The organism is Phytopseudomonas punonensis, assembly GCF_900142655.1.
Lineage (GTDB): Bacteria > Pseudomonadota > Gammaproteobacteria > Pseudomonadales > Pseudomonadaceae > Aquipseudomonas > Aquipseudomonas punonensis.
Genome location: NZ_FRBQ01000001.1, coordinates 681,562 through 698,714, shown reverse-complemented (window position 1 = coordinate 698,714; position 17,153 = coordinate 681,562). Strand labels below are relative to the sequence as shown.

General features: G+C 61.8%; 16 protein-coding genes. 6 read left to right on the top strand and 10 right to left on the bottom strand.

Annotated features, from left to right (window positions below; genetic code table 11):
• Positions 1-2 precede the first annotated feature (2 nt).
• A complete protein-coding gene (locus tag BUC40_RS03185; RefSeq protein ID WP_073262528.1) occupies positions 3-1,718 on the bottom strand; it encodes a type I secretion system permease/ATPase in 1,716 nt (571 codons plus the stop codon).
• Positions 1,719-2,073: 355 nt separating this feature from the next.
• Here BUC40_RS03185 and BUC40_RS03180 point away from each other — a divergent pair, with 355 nt between their 5' ends.
• Complete coding sequence (locus BUC40_RS03180; RefSeq protein ID WP_073262526.1) at positions 2,074-2,829, top strand: substrate-binding periplasmic protein; 756 nt, start codon at positions 2,074-2,076, stop codon at positions 2,827-2,829.
• Between the two features lie 177 nt (positions 2,830-3,006).
• Complete coding sequence (locus BUC40_RS03175; RefSeq protein WP_073262524.1) at positions 3,007-3,762, top strand: substrate-binding periplasmic protein; 756 nt, start codon at positions 3,007-3,009, stop codon at positions 3,760-3,762.
• 144 nt (positions 3,763-3,906) lie between these two features.
• Here BUC40_RS03175 and BUC40_RS03170 read toward each other — a convergent pair whose 3' ends face one another.
• The 3 genes from BUC40_RS03170 to gpmI form a co-directional block, all read right to left on the bottom strand.
• Positions 3,907-5,220, bottom strand: coding sequence for a S41 family peptidase (locus BUC40_RS03170; protein WP_073262522.1), 1,314 nt, complete (start codon positions 5,218-5,220; stop codon positions 3,907-3,909).
• A gap of 32 nt (positions 5,221-5,252) precedes the next feature.
• Positions 5,253-6,503 (bottom strand): murein hydrolase activator EnvC family protein, encoded by a 1,251-nt coding sequence (locus BUC40_RS03165; protein WP_073262520.1) that lies wholly within the window; start codon positions 6,501-6,503, stop codon positions 5,253-5,255.
• A gap of 120 nt (positions 6,504-6,623) precedes the next feature.
• Positions 6,624-8,159 carry a 2,3-bisphosphoglycerate-independent phosphoglycerate mutase gene (gene gpmI / locus BUC40_RS03160; RefSeq protein WP_073262518.1) on the bottom strand — a complete coding sequence of 512 codons (1,536 nt, stop codon included), beginning with the start codon at positions 8,157-8,159 and terminating at the stop codon, positions 6,624-6,626.
• Positions 8,160-8,373: 214 nt separating this feature from the next.
• Here gpmI and BUC40_RS03155 point away from each other — a divergent pair, with 214 nt between their 5' ends.
• Genes BUC40_RS03155 through secB form a run of 3 tightly spaced genes read left to right on the top strand, consistent with a single transcriptional unit; the run spans position 8,374 to position 9,550 of the window.
• Positions 8,374-8,787, top strand: coding sequence for a rhodanese-like domain-containing protein (locus BUC40_RS03155; protein WP_073262516.1), 414 nt, complete (start codon positions 8,374-8,376; stop codon positions 8,785-8,787).
• Between the two features lies 1 nt (position 8,788).
• The gene (gene grxC / locus BUC40_RS03150; protein WP_073262514.1) at positions 8,789-9,043 is read left to right on the top strand and encodes a glutaredoxin 3; all 255 of its coding nucleotides are present in this window, start codon (positions 8,789-8,791) and stop codon (positions 9,041-9,043) included.
• Positions 9,044-9,088: 45 nt separating this feature from the next.
• Positions 9,089-9,550: a protein-export chaperone SecB gene (secB, locus tag BUC40_RS03145; protein ID WP_073262512.1), complete on the top strand. Its 462-nt coding sequence runs from the start codon at positions 9,089-9,091 to the stop codon at positions 9,548-9,550.
• 141 nt (positions 9,551-9,691) lie between these two features.
• Here the strand turns inward: secB and trmL are convergent, their stop codons facing one another.
• Positions 9,692-10,153 carry a tRNA (uridine(34)/cytosine(34)/5-carboxymethylaminomethyluridine(34)-2'-O)-methyltransferase TrmL gene (gene trmL / locus BUC40_RS03140; protein ID WP_073262511.1) on the bottom strand — a complete coding sequence of 154 codons (462 nt, stop codon included), beginning with the start codon at positions 10,151-10,153 and terminating at the stop codon, positions 9,692-9,694.
• Between trmL and BUC40_RS03135 the strand changes: the two genes are divergently transcribed.
• Positions 10,152-10,592 carry a hypothetical protein gene (locus tag BUC40_RS03135; RefSeq protein WP_073262509.1) on the top strand — a complete coding sequence of 147 codons (441 nt, stop codon included), beginning with the start codon at positions 10,152-10,154 and terminating at the stop codon, positions 10,590-10,592. The two genes, trmL and BUC40_RS03135, sit on opposite strands and share 2 nt — an antisense overlap.
• 717 nt (positions 10,593-11,309) lie before the next feature.
• Here the strand turns inward: BUC40_RS03135 and ntrC are convergent.
• From ntrC to glnA, 5 genes are all read right to left on the bottom strand, one after another.
• Positions 11,310-12,746 (bottom strand): nitrogen regulation protein NR(I), encoded by a 1,437-nt coding sequence (ntrC, locus tag BUC40_RS03130; protein ID WP_073262507.1) that lies wholly within the window; start codon positions 12,744-12,746, stop codon positions 11,310-11,312.
• A complete protein-coding gene (gene glnL / locus BUC40_RS03125) occupies positions 12,743-13,828 on the bottom strand; it encodes a nitrogen regulation protein NR(II) (protein ID WP_073262505.1) in 1,086 nt (361 codons plus the stop codon). The genes ntrC and glnL overlap by 4 nt, the downstream gene beginning before the upstream one ends.
• Before the next feature lie 396 nt (positions 13,829-14,224).
• Positions 14,225-14,848: a DUF4124 domain-containing protein gene (locus tag BUC40_RS03120; RefSeq protein ID WP_073262503.1), complete on the bottom strand. Its 624-nt coding sequence runs from the start codon at positions 14,846-14,848 to the stop codon at positions 14,225-14,227.
• Between the two features lie 5 nt (positions 14,849-14,853).
• The gene (locus tag BUC40_RS03115; protein ID WP_073262501.1) at positions 14,854-15,381 is read right to left on the bottom strand and encodes a DUF4124 domain-containing protein; all 528 of its coding nucleotides are present in this window, start codon (positions 15,379-15,381) and stop codon (positions 14,854-14,856) included.
• Positions 15,382-15,626: 245 nt separating this feature from the next.
• Complete coding sequence (gene glnA / locus BUC40_RS03110) at positions 15,627-17,033, bottom strand: glutamate--ammonia ligase (protein WP_070880561.1); 1,407 nt, start codon at positions 17,031-17,033, stop codon at positions 15,627-15,629.
• Positions 17,034-17,153 lie beyond the last annotated feature (120 nt).

Below are 17,153 nucleotides of genomic sequence, written 5' to 3'. Positions count from 1 at the left end.
CATCAACTCGTCTGGGCTTCGGCGCTGCTGGTGGCGCTGGCCGGCAGCAGGGCCTTGAGCACCTGATCGCGCGGACCGAACATCTTCTGCGTGCCATCCTGCAACACCAGCAGTTTATCGACCACGGCCAGCACGTTCGGGCGGTGGGTCACCAGTACCACGGTCGAACCATGCTTGCGTAAGGCGTCTATGGCTGTCACCAGGGCGCTCTCGCCAGCGTCATCGAGGTTGGAATTGGGTTCGTCGAGGACGATCAGTGCTGGTTTGCCGTACAGCGCCCGTGCCAGGCCGATCCGTTGTTTCTGCCCACCGGACAGTCCCAGGCCGCCAGGGCCCAGCTGCGTGTCATAACCTTGCGGGAAACGCAGCACCATCTGATGGATGCCGGCCAGGGTGGCCGCCTCGATTACCTGATTGGAATCGACATCGCCGAAGCGCGCGATGTTGTCTGCCACGGTGCCATCGAACAGCTCGATGTCTTGCGGCAGGTAACCCAGGTGTGGGCCGAGGGCTTCGCTGTCCCATTGGTTGATCTCGGCACCGTCCAGGCGTACCGAACCATGACTGGCCGGCCACACGCCTACCATGGCTCGCGCCAGGGTAGATTTACCGGATGCACTGGGGCCGATAACCGCTAGAACTTCGGCCTTGTTCAGGGCTAGGTCGATACCGTTCACGGCGGAGCGTTTGCTGCCGGGGGGCGTGACCATCAGGCGTTCGATACGGATGGCTCCAGTCGGCGTGGGGAGGCTCATACGGTCGACCTGGCGCGGAAATTCTTCGAGCAGCTGGCAGAGTCGGCGGTAGCTTGCCTTGGCTCCGTCGAACTGGCGCCAGGAGCCGATGGCCTGTTCAGCCGGCAGCATGGCCTTGCTGATGAGGAACCCGGCAGCCATCATCACGCCGCCGGAAATCTGCCCTTCGAGGATCAGCAGCATGGCCAGGCCCATGGCCAGTGACTGCCAGGCGGTGCGCACCAGGCGGGTGATGGTGGAAATCTTCGCCGCCTTGTCGCTGGCCGTGGTCTGCGCACCGATCAGGCGACGCTGCATTGCCGCCCAGCGGCGCTGCAGGTTACCCAGCATGCCCATGGCCTGGATCACTTCGGCGTTCTGCAGGGTGCTGTTGACGTACTTGGCCGAGTTCACGGAAATCTGGTTGGCCTCGTCCATGCCCTTGCGCGTGGCATGCTCGTTCCACATGGCCAATGCGAACAGGATCAGCGCGCCGAGCAGGGTGAACAGGCCCAGCCAGGGGTGCAGCATGCCCGTGACGATCAGGAAGATCGGCATCCAGGGTAAATCGAGCAGGGCGATCGCTGCCGAGCCGGTGAGAAACTGGCGCAGGGCGTTGAGGTCGCTGAGCACCTGCGCCGGGTTGGCGTTGTGTTCCTTCAGGCTCTTCTGGAAAGCTACGCCGAACAGACGCTCGCCGAGATCGAGATCGATCCCGACGCTCATCTTGATCATCACCTGGCCTCGCACCCATTCCACCAGCGCGCTGAGCAGGAACAGGCCGAGCGCGAGCACGGTCAGCAGGAGCAGGGTGGTTTCGTTGCGGCTGGCCATGACCCGGTCGAAGACCTGCATCATGTAGAGCGCGGGTACCACGGTCAGCAGGTTGATCACGCCACTGAACAGGGCGATGACCCAGAACAGGTTGCGATAGCGCAGCAGGGCGGCATCGATATCACGGCGGGGGTCGAGGCGTAGACGCATAAACGGGCATTCTCGGCAGGTCCGGCATGATGCCATCATTGGCAGGGCGTGTGCTGGACTTCTGTGGTCGCTATGTCGGCACGCGATGACTCAAACTTTAGCTGGGTTGACGTCTGTCATGGCACTGGTTTCTGAAGCGGACAGGCTCTGTCAGGAAAGTGAGCGCGCCGGTGTTGGCGAAGCTGGCAAGGCATTGGCCGGTGTAGCGTTTGTCAGTGCGAAAGTGCTCACGGAATGACACCTTGTTTGCATCATTTCGGCCCGTGTTGGTGGCAGTCTGCCAACGATCGCTGGGCTGCGGCTGGCATGGCGGTTATCCTCGTGCAGTCTGTTTGATATCAACACGAGAAATGACATGCTAAAACGCTTGCTGATGCTGCTTGGTGGCACCCTTATGGTGCTTGTCGGTACTGCGCGCGCCGAGATCGACCCGAACTACAACGTGGTGTTGCTGACGGAAAACTTCCCGCCGTACAACATGGCGATCAACGGCAAGAACTTCGCTCAGGAAGACAACGTTGATGGCATCGCCGTCGACGTGGTTCGCGAAATGTTCAAGCGTGCCGGTATCAAGTACAGCCTGACCCTGCGCTTTCCCTGGGATCGCATCTACAAGCTCGCACTGGAAAAGCCCGACTACGGCGTGTTCGTGACCGCGCGGCTGCCTGAGCGCGAAGGGCTGTTCAAGTGGGTTGGCCCCATTGGCCCGGACGACTGGGTGCTGCTGGCGCGTGGCGACAGCAAGCTGGTGGTGAACAACCTGCAGCAAGCCAAGCAATACCGCATTGGCGCCTATAAAGGCGACGCCATCGCCGAGCACCTGGAAAAGGAAGGCCTGCAGCCGGTGACCTCGCTGCGTGACCAGGAAAATGCCAAGAAGTTGATGGCCGGGCAGATCGACCTGTGGGCAACGGGTGATCCTGCCGGGCGTTACCTGGCACGTCAGGAAGGTGTCAGCGGCCTTAAGACTGTGCTGCGTTTCAACAGCGCACAGCTGTATCTGGCGTTGAACAAGGGCGTGCCGGACGAGGTGGTACAGAAGCTGCAGTCGGAATTGGACAAGATGCGCGCTGAGGGAATCGTCGACAGTATTCTCAACAGCTATCTTTAAGCATGAAGGTCGTTTGATGGGCACGCCGCGGCGCTGAGGGGCGCCGGCGTGGCGATGATTCGGCATTCATGCTGCCGTGCATTCAACGTGCACGGCAGCCATCGCCAGGGAGGTGATGGTGTGGAGTTCGGCAGGAGGCCGCCAACCATAATCATAACCACGTGGCGGGGACGACTGATGTTGAACACTGTGAAGACCATTGCACTGCTCGGGCTGACTTTGCTGGCCTGTACGGCCAGGGCCGAGGTGCCAGCCGACTACAAGATGGTGCTGCTGACCGAGAATTTCCCGCCGTTCAACATGTCGGTGGACGACAAGAACTTCGCCCGTGACGATGGCATCGACGGCATCAATGCCGAGATCGTGCGGGAGATGTTCAAGCGCGCCGGCATCAAGTACAGCCTGACGCTACGCTTCCCCTGGGATCGCCTCTACAAGCTGACCCTCGAAAAGCCCAATTACGGGCTGTTTTCCACCACCTTCACACCCGAGCGTCAGCCGCTGTTCAAGTGGGTTGGTCCGCTGGCCAAAACCGGCTGGGTGCTGCTCTCGGCGCCAGGTAACAATCTCACCGTGAAGAGCCTCAAAGAGGCCGGGCAATACACCATCGGCGCGTACAAGAACGACGCGGTGAGCCAGCACCTGGAAAGCCAGGGCCTGGCGCCTGTCAACGCATTGCGTGACCAGGAAAACGTCAAGAAGCTCACCAGCGGCAAGATCGACCTGTGGGCCACCACTGACCCGGTCGGCCGCTACCTGGCCAAGCAGGAAGGCGTCAGTGGCCTGAATACCGTGCTGCGTTTCAACGAGGCCGAGCTGTACCTGGCGCTCAACAAGGACACCCCGGACGAAGTGGTGCAGCGCCTGCAGAAGGCCCTCGATGAGATGCGCAGCGAAGGCTTCATCGACGAGATGATCGGCAACTACCTGTAAGCGGCGCCAATGAAAGCCCGGCACTGTGCCGGGCTTTTCTTTGCCTGTGGCAAAGGCTTGCGGCAAGTGGCTCGGTGATTCGAATGCCCAACAAAAAGCCCCAATGCAGCTTCCTGCACTGGGGCTTTTCATTACCGCCGACGATCAGTCGGCGCGGGTGACGTTCAGGCCTTTGAGCAGGTTCAGGGCCTGGCTCAGCTGGTAGTCGTCGTCCTGAGGGCGTGCCGGCTTGCCGGGCGCACTCTGGGTCGGGCGATCGGCGCCGCCGTTGCCATTGCCCAGGTGACCTTGCAGATCAGCTTCCTTGAGGCTTGGATCGTCGCTCTCGCGGGTCAGCTTGGCGCGCGCTACTTCCACGTCCGGGACGATGCCCTGAGCCTGGATCGAGCGGCCGTTAGGGGTGAAGTACAGCGCAGTGGTGATCTTCAGGGCGCGGTCGTTGTTCAGCGGCAGCACGGTTTGTACCGAGCCTTTGCCGAAGCTGTCGGTGCCCATAACGATGCCGCGTTTGTGATCCTGAAGGGCGCCGGCGACGATTTCCGACGCCGAGGCACTGCCACCGTTGATCAGCACCACCAGCGGTACACCTTCGCTGGCGTCCAGCGGGTCGGCCGAGAAGCGCAGCTCAGAGTTGGGGATGCGGCCCTTGGTGTAGACGATCAGGCCCTGCTTGAGGAAATGGTCGGCTACTTCCACCGCCGACTGCAGCACGCCACCCGGGTTGTTGCGCAGGTCGAGCACCAGGCCGCTGAGCTTCTTGCCGTTTTCCTTGCGCAGCTTGTTCAGTGCCTTGCCGACTTCTTCGCCGGTGTTGACCTGGAACTGGGTGACGCGGATGTAACCGTAGCCCGGGTCGATCATCTGGCTGCGTACGCTGGTGACCTTGATCACTGCACGGGTCAGTTCGACGTCGAACGGCTTGCCGCCTTCACGCACCAGAGTCAGCACGATCTTGCTGCCGGCCTTGCCGCGCATGCTTTCCACGGCTTCCATCATCGACTGGCCCTTGGTCGGCTTGCCGTCGATCTTGACGATCAGGTCGCCGGGGTGGATGCCCGCTTTGGAGGCCGGAGTGTCATCGATCGGCGAGACCACCTTGATGAAGCCGTCTTCGGTGCCAACTTCGATACCCAGGCCGCCGAATTCGCCGCTGGTGCTTTCCTGCAGCTCGGCAAAGGCTTTCGGGTCGAGGTAGGCCGAGTGCGGGTCGAGGTTGCTGAGCATGCCCTTGATGGCATTTTCCAGCAGCTCTTTATCGGTGACCGGTTCGACGTACGCGGCCTTGATGCGATCCATCACCTCGGCGAAGGTGCGCAGCTCGTCCAGTGGCAGCGGTGCTGCTTTCTGGTCGGCGGCCGGCGGCGGGGTGATCGGAGCCTGGTCGGCATGCAGCACAGGTGCGCCACCGAGCAGGGCAATCGCCAGGGCCAGGGAGGTGAGGCGGGACAGTTGCGGCATTCGAGCTAACTCCTACGACAATGAGATGGCGCTTATCCTTGCGCCCGACACCATTGGGCCGGATCGCTGGCGCGGCCCTGCTGGCGAATCGCGAAATACAGTGCTGGGGTGTCCTGGCCGCCGCTGGTACCAACGGTGGCGATGGGTTCCCCGGCTTTGACGATGTCTCCGGCATCCTTGAGCAGGCTCTGGTTGTGCCCGTACAGGGTCAGATAACCGTTGCCATGGTCGAGAATGACCAGAAGCCCGGAACCGCGCAACCAATCTGCGAAAACCACTCGACCGCCATGCACGGCACGTACCTGACTGCCAGCGGTGGCGCCGATCAGCACGCCATCCCACTTAGTCCGAGCATCTTCGCCCCGCGGGGTTCCATATCTTGCAACAAGTCGGCCATTGACGGGCCACGGCAGCTTGCCTTTAGCGCTGGCGAACGGGCCACCATAGGTCGCGCCAGAGCTGACCAGCGGGCCGCTCTCGGCACGCTTGCCGGTGGCAGCCGGTGCGCTGGGATTCTCGCGGGCCGCGGTGAGTTCACGCTGGCGCTGCGCCTCGGCTTCACGGGCCTGGCGGGCGAGGGTTTCCTCGATAGTTTTGAGTACGCGGCCGAGTTCGGCCTGTTCCTGCTCGCGCGCTTTGAGGCGTTGATCGCGGGCGGAGTAATCCTTGTTCAGCTTGGCGAGGGCCAGCTGGCGTTCCTTGCGCACTTCAGCCAGCTCGGCGCTGCGGCTGTCCAGCTCGCTTTTCTGCGCCTGCAGCTGTGCCTGGTGATGGTTGATGTCCTTCTCGACGTTGGCCAGCTGGCGCAGCGTTTCGTTGAAGGCCGTCAGCTGGCCCATGCGCGCTTCGGCGAGGTAGTCGTAGTAGGTCAGGGTGCGGGAGAATTTTTCCGGGTTCTGCTGGTTGAGCAGCAGCTTGATGTATTCCTGACGGCCGCCCTGATAGGCCGCACGGGCCTGAATGCCGATCAGTCGTTGCTGTTCAAGGCGCGCGCCCTGGAGTTTTTTTTTCTCCTGATCGAGGCGCTTGAGCTCTTCTTCGCTGTCCTGCAGTTCTTCGCGCAGGCCTTTGACCTGGTTCTCCAGCTCGCCCATCTCGGTTTCGGTGGTTTTGAGCTGCTTCTGCACGCCGGATTTTTCCTGCTGCAATTGCTCCAGCAGTTTCTTCAGTTCGGTAACGTCGGCACGCGCCGCTTCCAGCTGCTTCTGAGTATCGGCTTTCTGATCGGCGAAAGCCGGTGCCAGCAGGCTGGTCATGAGAATGAGGGAGAGGACACGAAGCATGATGCAGGCGATACCTGGCGGGGAACGCGCCTAGTATGCCTTTGGCGCGGGTTAAAAAGAACGCCCCGGATCGCGGATTGCGACCCAAGGCGTGCCACTGTCGACCGGTGGCCGAATCGTTCAGTCGAGGGTGACGATACTGGTGCCGGTCATTTCTTCTGGAACCGGCATACCCATCAGCGTCAGCAGGGTTGGCGCCACGTCGGCCAGCACGCCGCCTTCGCGGATGCTCACCTGGCGCTTGCCGACATAAATGAACGGCACAGGCTCACAGGTGTGCGCGGTGTGCGCCTGCCCGGTGCACTCGTCCTGCATCTGCTCGACGTTGCCATGGTCGGCGGTGATCAGTGCTTCGCCGCCGACTTTGTCCAGCGCCTCGACGATGCGCCCGACGCAGGTATCCAGGCATTCGACCGCCGCAACTGCCGCCTCGAACACGCCAGTGTGGCCGACCATGTCGCCGTTGGCGTAGTTGACCACGATCACGTCATAACGCTGGTTTTCGATGGCGTCGACGATCTTGTCGGTGACTTCGGGCGCGTTCATCTGCGGCTGCAGATCGTATGTGGCGACGTTTGGCGACGGGATCAGGATGCGCTCTTCGCCCGGGAAGGGCTCTTCGCGGCCGCCGGAGAAGAAGAACGTCACGTGGGCGTATTTCTCGGTCTCGGCGATGCGCAGCTGGGTCTTGCCGTTGTTGGCCAGGTATTCGCCAAGCACGTTGACCAGCGGTTCCGGCTTGTAAGCGCTCGGCGTGTCGATGCTCGCCGCGTACTGGGTGAGCATGATGAAGCCAGCTGTTTGCGGCACACGGGCGCGCTCGAAGGCATCGAAACCCGGCTCGACGAACGCGCGGGTCAGCTCGCGGGCGCGGTCGGCGCGGAAGTTCATGAACACTACGGCGTCGCCATCTTCGACGCGCACCGGCTCGCCAATGCTGGTGGCTTTGACGAACTCGTCGCTTTCGTCACGGGCATAGGCGGCCTGCAGGCCCGCTACTGCGGTGTCGGCCTGGTATTGGCTCTGGCCATCGGCGATCAGGTTGTAGGCCTGGGCTACGCGGTCCCAGCGGTTGTCGCGGTCCATGGCGAAGTAGCGGCCGATCAGCGAGGCGATGCGGCCCTTGCCGAGCTTAGCGAAGGTCGCATCGAGCAATTCGATGGAGCTCTGTGCGCTCTTCGGCGCGGTGTCGCGGCCATCGAGAAAGGCGTGCAGGTAAATCTTCTCTGCGCCGCGGCGCGCGGCCAGTTCCGCCATGGCGACCAGATGATCCTGGTGGCTGTGCACGCCGCCATCGGACAGCAGGCCGAGGATGTGCACGGCCTTGCCGGCGCCGACTGCTTGATCCACCGCGCCAGTGATTGCCGGGTTCTCGAAGAACTCGCCATCGCGAATTGCCTTGGTCACGCGGGTGAAGTCTTGATACACCACGCGGCCTGCGCCCAGGTTCATGTGGCCGACCTCGGAGTTACCCATCTGACCGTCCGGCAGGCCGACGTCCATGCCGCTGCCGGAAATCAGCCCGTGGGGCTGAGTGGCGCGCAGGCGGTCGTAGACCGGTGTGTTGGCGGCGAAAATGGCGTTGTGCTCGGGGGTGTCGCTATGGCCGAAGCCGTCGAGAATGACCAGAACCAGGGGTTTGGGCGCTGCGCTCATACGGGGCTCGCTCTGCTTGGGGGACGCAATTATGGCCGGGAGCGACGGTGTGTTCGCGCGCGGCGGTCCGGAGGCGGTCGCCTGGGGAGGCGACCTATTGAAAACGGTCAGACATTCTACGGCCCCGGAAAGATCCCGTCACCGCCGCACGGCCTTTGGTGGACTCACCGGCCTGTGTATACTGGCCGGCATTTTACCGTCCCGGAACCGCGTGATGCTTGCCAACCTCATTGAATTTGCCACCACCCACTTCATCCTCAGCGGCCTGTTCGTCATCATTCTTGCGCTGCTGATCTTCACTGAGCTGCAGAAAGGTGGCCAGAGCCTGAGCAGCCGCGAAGTGACTGCGTTGATCAACAGCGATCAGGGTGTGGTAGTCGATATCCGCAACAAGAAGGAATTCGACGCAGGCCACATCGTCGGCGCCCTGAACATTCCTCTCGACAAGCTGACCGCCCGTGTTGCCGAGCTCGAGAAGCACAAGGCCAAGACCATCATCCTCGTCGATGCCATGGGCCAGCAGGCCGGCACCGCCGCACGTGACCTGAAGAAGGCCGGCTTCACGGCTGCTCGTCTGGGCGGCGGTATCGCCACCTGGCGCGGCGACAATCTGCCTGTGGTGAAGTGATATGAGCCAGGTCGTCATCTACTCCAGCGACTGGTGCCCGTACTGCATCCGCGCCAAGCAGCTGTTGACCAGTAAAAGCGTGGCATTCGACGAGATCCGCGTCGACGGCAAACCGGAGGTGCGCGCAGAAATGACGCGCAAAGCCGGTCGCACTTCGGTGCCGCAAATTTGGATCGGCGATACCCATGTAGGTGGCTGCGACGACCTGTTTGCCCTCGAGCGGGCAGGCAAGCTCGATGCGCTGCTCAGTGCCTGATCGATTTAGAATTTTCCTTTAAGTCCATACAGAAGGCTTTGCCCCATGACCGAACAAGCTACCGGTGCCGCCCAAGGCGAACAGACTCCTCAGTTCTCCCTGCAGCGCATCTATGTGCGTGACCTGTCCTTCGAAGCACCGAAGAGCCCTGAGATCTTCCGCCAGGAGTGGACGCCAAGCGTCGCGATGGACCTCAACACCCGTCAGAAAGCCCTGGAAGGCGACTTCCACGAAGTGGTGCTGACCCTGTCGGTGACCGTCAAGAACGGCGAAGAAACTGCCTTCATCGCTGAAGTGCAGCAGGCAGGTATCTTCCTGATCAAGGGCCTGGATGCCGAGTCCATGAGTCACACCCTCGGCGCGTTCTGCCCGAACATCTTGTTCCCGTATGCCCGTGAAACCCTGGACAGCCTGGTCGTGCGCGGCTCGTTCCCGGCCCTGATGCTGGCACCGGTGAACTTCGATGCCCTGTACGCCCAAGAGCTGCAGCGCCAGCAAGCCAACTGAGTTATCGGTTGCTGCAAAAAACGCCCTTCGGGGCGTTTTTTATTGGCTGGGATTTGTAGCCTGCGGTTGAACATAGCGATACCCAGGTTTTAGGCATTTCCGGGTCTCGCTGCGCTCAATGGCGTGCTACAGAGTCTGCCGTCAGCCCATGGCGAAACCGTTCTGGCGCCAGGCTTCATACACCGCTACTGCCACGGTATTGGACAGGTTAAGGCTGCGACAGCCTTCGCGCATCGGCAGGCGCACGCGCTGCGCTTCCGGCAAGGCATCGCGGATCTCCTGTGGCAGGCCGCGGCTTTCCGGGCCGAACAGGAAGGCATCGCCCGGCCGGTAGGCGACTTCATGGAACGGTTGCGAACCCTTGGTGGTGAAGGCGAATACCCGTGGCTGGCTAATGCTCTCCAGGCACGCCTCAAGGCTGGCATGGCGCTTGAGCGGCGCGTATTCGTGATAATCCAGCCCGGCGCGGCGCAGGCGCTTGTCGTCCAGTTCGAAGCCGATTGGCTCGATCAGGTGCAGGTGGCAACCGCTGTTGGCGCAGAGCCTGATAATGTTGCCGGTGTTGGGCGGAATTTCCGGTTGAAAAAGGATTACATGAAACATGCACGGCTCCAGGCCAGAAGACGGTCGCCATTCTACGCCGGATAAGCCGCCAAGGCCGCGTCCGTGGATGCGTGTGATTGGCTCGTTGGCGATCTTCGGTTTTCTGGTCGGGTTGATGATCGGCCGCCTGTTCCACCCGGACGCCATGCACCTCAAAGCGGTCGAGACTCAGGACGACCGCTTGCTGCTGTGGTTCAACGTCGAGCCGCACGTGCAGATCAGCGACGCCCACGGCACCTTTGGGCTGCGTTTCGAAGGACTGGGTCGCGAGCGTCAGGGCCAGTTGCAGATCGCCGGGCGCGCCGCCAACTGGCGTGTGGTGCGTGATGGGCGTGAGCTGGAGGTGCGCGTAGTGGCGGCTCGGCCGCTGCGCGCCGAGATGGATACCAGAGAGATCGAGGGCCGCTGGCGCCTGACGGTTCGTCTGGCGCCGCGTTAGGAAGAAAAGAGGGAGGTCCCGGCCTGCCTGTACCAGGGCTCCCGAAGAAAAGGGGGATTGTCTGATCTGCCTGTATCAGAGTCCCCGAAGAAAGAAGGGAGTTCTCGGCCTGCCTGTACCGAGGCTCCCGAAGAAAGAGGGGAATCCCCGGCCTGCCTGTACCAAGGTCCCCGAAACTGGGTTATTTGTACTATTGCAGGTGGCGTGCCAAGTTTTATGAGTTCGCTGCAGCGCCCATGGCGACTGGGTTGTAGCGGTTCTGGTGGATTCTTGGGTGTCTCGCGCCCAGTCGCCGATGTTCCGCTCAGGTGCATGGGCGCACCTGTTGTGCGCTGATGGCGTGCATTCTTCGGGTGGAGAGAAGGGCCAGCGTTGCATGCGGTACAAATGTGGGAGTGGGCGGGGACGCCTAGTCCATGCGCGCGAAAGCGATGGTATGGACGGCATAGGTCTTGGTGAATCAATGCAGTGGCTGATTCCTATTGGTATCGGTAGTGACTGTGTCGCGGGCATGGCCCGCTCCAACAACTGCACTCACGGCTAAGGTGCGGTAGCCGGGTCGAGTGCAGCGCCACTCGGGGGACTTTCCTGAGTGTCGCGTTGTTCAACCGCAGGCTACGTGCTCAGTGGCCAATCGTGTTTGGTCGAGAGGGTGGCAGCCAATAAAAAACGCCGCGACCTTTTCAGGGCGCGGCGTTCTTGTCGTTGCAGTGCGGCTTAGTTGTCGTCGCTGTCGTCGTCTTCGGAGCCGTCGACGTTCATGCCCAGCTCCTTGATCTTGCGCGTCAGCGTGTTGCGACCCCAGCCGAGCAGCAGCGCGGCATCACGGCGACGGCCAGCGGTGTGCTTGAGAGCGGTCTCGATCATGATCCGCTCGAACGCAGGTACGGCCGTGTCGAGCAGGTTCGACTGGCCACGGCCTAGGGCCTGGTCGGCCCACTGGCGCAGCGCCTGTTCCCAGTTGCTGACTGGCGCGTTGTCCTGAGGCTGCACGAGCAGTTCGGGCGGCAGGTCATCGACATGCACTTCGCGCCCCGAGGCCATGACGGTGATCCACCGGCAGGTGTTTTCCAGCTGGCGCACGTTGCCGGGCCACTGCAGCTGCTGCAGGTAATCTTCGGTTTCGCTTTTGAGCAGCTTTGGCTCGACCGCGAGCTCCGTGGCCGCACGGCTGAGGAAGTGGCGGGCGAGGGTGGGGATGTCCTCGCGTCGATCCGACAGACGCGGAATATGAATGCGGATCACGTTGAGGCGGTGGAACAGGTCTTCACGAAACTTGCCGGCAGTAACCAGGCTTTCCAGATTCTGGTGCGTGGCGGCGATGATGCGTACGTCCACCTTGACCGGCGTATGACCGCCAACCCGGTAGAACTCGCCATCGGCCAGTACGCGCAACAGGCGGGTCTGGGTGTCGGCCGGCATATCGCCGATTTCATCGAGGAACAAGGTGCCGCCGTCGGCCTGCTCGAAGCGGCCACGACGCTGGTTGGCCGCTCCGGTAAAGGCGCCTTTCTCGTGGCCGAACAGCTCGGACTCCATCAGATCCTTGGGAATCGCCGCCATGTTCAGCGCGATGAACGGCGAGGCCGCTCGCGGGCTGTGGCGGTGCAGGGCATGGGCGACCAGTTCCTTACCGGTACCCGACTCACCGTTGATCAGCACGGTGATATTGGAGTGGCTCAGGCGGCCGATGGCGCGAAACACTTCCTGCATCGCCGGTGCTTCGCCGATGATTTCCGGCGTTCGCGTCTGCACGGCGGGCACGTGCAGACCTTGTTGTTCCTTGGCGTGCTGGTTGGCGCGCTTGACCAGTGACACCGCTTCGTCGACGTCGAATGGCTTGGGCAGGTACTCGAAGGCGCCGCCCTGATACGACGCTACGGCGCTGTCCAGGTCGGAATGGGCGGTCATGATGATCACCGGCAGGCGCGGGTGCATCTCGCGGATGCTTGATAGCAGCTCCAGGCCGCTGGAACCGGGCATGCGGATGTCGGAAATGATCACGTCCGGTTGTTGGCGGGACAGGCGGCCCAGCACGCCGTCGGCGCTGTCGAAACTCTGGGTGCTCATGCCCTCCTGTTGCAGGGCTTTTTCCAGGACCCAACGGATAGAGCGGTCGTCGTCAACGATCCATACGGTTTCACTGCGGCTCATGTCGGGGTTGCTCCTTGTTCCAGCGGCAGAAAGATCGAGAACACGGTTTGTCCGGGATGGCTCTCGCATTCGATCAGGCCTTGATGCTGACTAATGATGTTCTGGGTAATCGCCAGGCCCAGGCCGGTGCCGTCGGCACGCCCGCTGACCATGGGATAGAAGATGGTTTCCTGCAGCTCCGGCGGAATGCCCGGGCCGTTGTCGATGATCTCGATCTTGGTCACCAGGCGGTGGCGGATATAGCCGATGGTGAACTGGCGCAAGGTGCGCGTACGCAGGGTGATGCGGCCCGGGCGCAGCTCGGGTTTGGAAGCCAGCGCCTGCATGGCGTTGCGCATGATGTTGAGAACTGCCTGAATCATCTGCTCGCGGTCGATGATCAGGTCGGGAATGCTCGGGTCGTAGTCACGCACCAGCACCACGCTGCCCTGGCTTTCCGCTTCCACCAGGCTGGCGACGCGCTCGAGCACTTCGTGCACGTTGGTCACCGCCAGCGACGGCAGCTTGTTGGAGCCGAGCATGCGGTCGACCAGATTACGCAGCCGGTCGGACTCCTCGATGATCACGTTGGTGTAATCCTTGAGGCTTTCTTCCGGCAGCTCGCGGGCCAGCAGCTGGGCGGCGCCACGAATGCCGCCGAGGGGGTTCTTGATCTCATGCGCCAGGCCGCGCACCAATAGTTTGGTGGTCTCCTGCTTGGAGATCTGCGCTTCTTCCTTGGTGATGCGCAGCAAGCGATCACGCGGATGCATTTCGAGCAGCAACATGGTTGCACCGCGGCTGAGCACCGGCGTCACCGCGTAATCGACGGTCAGGCTCTGCCCGGTCTGGGTGGTCAACACGGCTTCGCGCTTGTTGAACGGATGCGCTTCGGCTACGGCCTGGCGCAAGGCACCCAGAGCTTCACGGGTTTCGGTAAACAGCTCGCTGATGAACTGGCCATGGCTACGCTGGCCGCTGACTGCCAGGAGCATTTCTGCGGCGGGGTTCATGTACTCCAGGCGCAGGTCGGCATTGAGCAGCAGCGTTGCCGTGGTCAGGTTGTCGAGCAGCAGGCGATGCAGGGAGTCGTTGATGATCATCGGGCAGCGCCCATCAGTATGCGTCGTGCAAGCACGGCAGCGTCGTGGTCTGGCAACGTGGCGCAGCGTGGTATATCTCGTTGCGGGTATGGGCCAGCCAAAAGTCGTTCCTCGTGCGCTGAAAAGCAGAAGGGCCGGCGAGCGGAGCAATGGCGTGCTCTCGTCTCACGGCAGTAGAGGAGAAAATGCAAGAAGCAAACCAAAGCCCTGCAAAGAAGCGTTGATCCTGAAAAAACATTGGGATCGGCCACTTTTCGGCGCAACGGCTATAGGTGGGCGTGTGCCAATTTGGGACGAGTATAGAAATCAGTGCGGCAGTGCGCACCTTAATGGTGCGCTGCTTGTATGGCGAGGTGTGTGCTGCGGGCTGTGCAAGGCGGCGAGTGCTGCCGTGGCTTAGAGGAAGGGCAGAATGCTGATGATGCCTTTGTCTTCTTCCTTGGGTTTGTCCCCGATTGGGCATTCGGGGCGCACGCCGTAATCGTCTTTTTCGCAGGGGCGTACTTTGCGCTTCTGGGCCAGAGAGATGCGCTTCATATGAAACGGCTGGCTGGGTGTGCGTTCAACGATGATGCCGCCTTCGGTGATGATCTCCACAGCTATCTGGTGGGTGCCACGGTCAATATTCTGCAGCGGGAACACCGGGCTGCGCCCGGCATCGCTGTAGGGCTGGCCGTCGAGCAGTAGGCGGTAGCGGTGGCCCGGATGCAGGCCCGGCTCGGCGTTGACCGTGACAATCAGGTTGCCGGCATTGTCGTTGATGGTCGCGTCGGGCTGCGGAATGGTAATGCGCAGCAGCTCGTAGCTGAGGATCGGCCCGCTCGGGGCGGCGGGTGCAGGAGGTGACAGGCGGCGGGTCGGTGGTTCGACACGGTTGGACGGCGCCATCTGCACCTGCTTGGCGTTGCCATCGCGCGGGCTATCAGTGAACACCCGGTTACCGTCGGCATCCACGTAGGTGTACACCTGAGCGAACGTCGGCAGGGCGACCAGCAGCAAAGCGAAAAGCAGCGTACGCATGGGGTTCACTTACCCCGGCCCGGGCTGTTGGTGCTCGTACGCTGCACCGTGAAGGTGCGCGTGTCGCTTTGCTGGACGATACGCTCGCCCTGCATCACGGCAACGGCCAGGCTGTGCTCGCCGCGGTCGACTTCGGTCAGTTGCAGGCGCGGCACGCTGCTCCGTGCGCCATAGGGTTTACCGTCCAGCAGCAGTTGCAGGGTGTGGCCCGGGCCCAGGCGCGGCTCGATGGTCACGCCCACGGAAAACGTGCCGTTGTTGGCACGCAATGCTTCTTCATTCGGCAGATCACGCAGCGCGAGAATCTGGTAGGGGTTTTGCGGCAGTTCGCTCAGGCGCGGTTCGCTGCTGGTGGCAGGCGGCGCGGCCTGCGTGCTGGTATTGATCGGCTTGAGCTCGACGCTCTCCGCTTTGGTGCCTTCAGGCGGCTGGTTGGTAAACACCGTGTTGCCGTTGGCGTCGGTGTACTTGTAGATCTGTGCGCTGACTGGCAGAGCCAGAATCAGCAGCAGGCAAGTGAGCAGGCGGCGCATCGGGCCGGTCTCCGCAGTAAAGGTTGTCGATAGCCTTGCATCGCTTCGCCGTGCTGGCAAGCGTGCTACGCCAGGGATTTGCACTGGCGCCGAAAAATAGCCGGGCATAAAAAATGGCCGGGAGCCATTTTTAACGTCGCTTGCGACGGCCCGCAGGGTGGCCGCCAGGAATGGCAGGCCATAAAAAAGCCTCCCCGGCAGAACCGGGGAGGCTTCGTCGCGCTACAGGCTGTAGCGAGTCTGGCTTAGACGCTGTAGTACAGGTCGTATTCCAGCGGGTGTACGAAGGTGCGCACCTTGATTTCTTCTTCCGATTTCAGCTCGATGTAGGCATCGATGAAGTCGTCGGAGAATACGCCGCCCTTGGTCAGGAACGCGCGGCCCTTGTCCAGCTCTTCCAGGGCTTCTTTCAGGCTGCCGCACACCTGCGGGATCAGCTTGCCTTCTTCCGGCGGCAGGTCGTACAGGTTCTTGTCCGCGGCGTCGCCAGGGTGGATCTTGTTCTGGATACCGTCCAGACCCGCCATCAGCAGTGCTGCGAAGGCCAGGTACGGGTTGGCAGCCGGATCCGGGAAGCGAGCTTCGATGCGGCGGGCTTTCGGGCTGGAAACGTACGGGATACGGATCGAGGCCGAACGGTTACGGGCCGAGTAGGCCAGCATCACCGGCGCTTCGAAGCCTGGAACCAGACGCTTGTACGAGTTGGTCGACGGGTTGGTGAAGCCGTTCAGGGCCTTACCGTGCTTGATGATGCCGCCGATGAAGTACAGAGCGGTTTCCGACAGGCCGGCATAGCCTTCACCGGCGAAGGTGTTCTTGCCGTCTTTGGAGACCGAGATGTGTACGTGCATGCCCGAACCGTTGTCGCCGTACAGGGGCTTGGGCATGAAGGTAGCGGTTTTGCCGTAGGCATCGGCCACGTTGTGTACGCAGTACTTCAGGGTCTGGGTTTCGTCAGCCTTGGCAACCAGGGTGTTGAACTTCACGCCGATTTCGTTCTGGCCAGCAGTCGCCACTTCGTGGTGGTGAACTTCGATGACCAGGCCCATTTCTTCCATGGCGTTACACATGGCAGTACGGATTTCGTGGTCGTGGTCGCACGGCGGAACCGGGAAGTAACCGCCTTTGACGGCAGGGCGATGGCCCTTGTTGCCGCCTTCGACGTCCTGGTCGGTCATCCAGGAACCTTGTTCGGAGTAGATCTTGAACATGGAGCCGGAGATGTCGGACTTGAACTTCACTTCGTCGAAGATGAAGAATTCTGGCTCCGGGCCCACGAATACGGTGTCACCGATACCGGTGGTCTTCAGGTATTCCTCGGCGCGGCGAGCGATGGAGCGCGGGTCGCGGTCGTAGCCTTGCATGGTGCTCGGCTCGATGATGTCGCAGACCAGAATCAGGGTCGGCTCTTCGGTGAACGGGTCGAGAACGGCAGTGCTGTCGTCCGGCAGCAGGATCATGTCGGAGGCTTCGATGCCTTTCCAGCCATGGATGGAGGAGCCGTCGAACATTTTGCCGACTTCGAAGAATTCGTCGTCCAGGGCGTCACGGGCCGGCATGGTCACGTGGTGCTGCTTACCCTTGGTGTCGGTGAAGCGCAGGTCTACCCACTTCACGTCGTGTTCTTTGATCAGTTGAACGGCCTTAGACATGTTGTCCTCCAGGTGGATAGGGTCTCTTGACCCTTCTTTGAGTTCGTGACGCCGGGCCCGATAGTCGGCCAGGACACCCTGCCTCACAAGGGAGCAATATGCATGCCAGTGCCCCGTGAT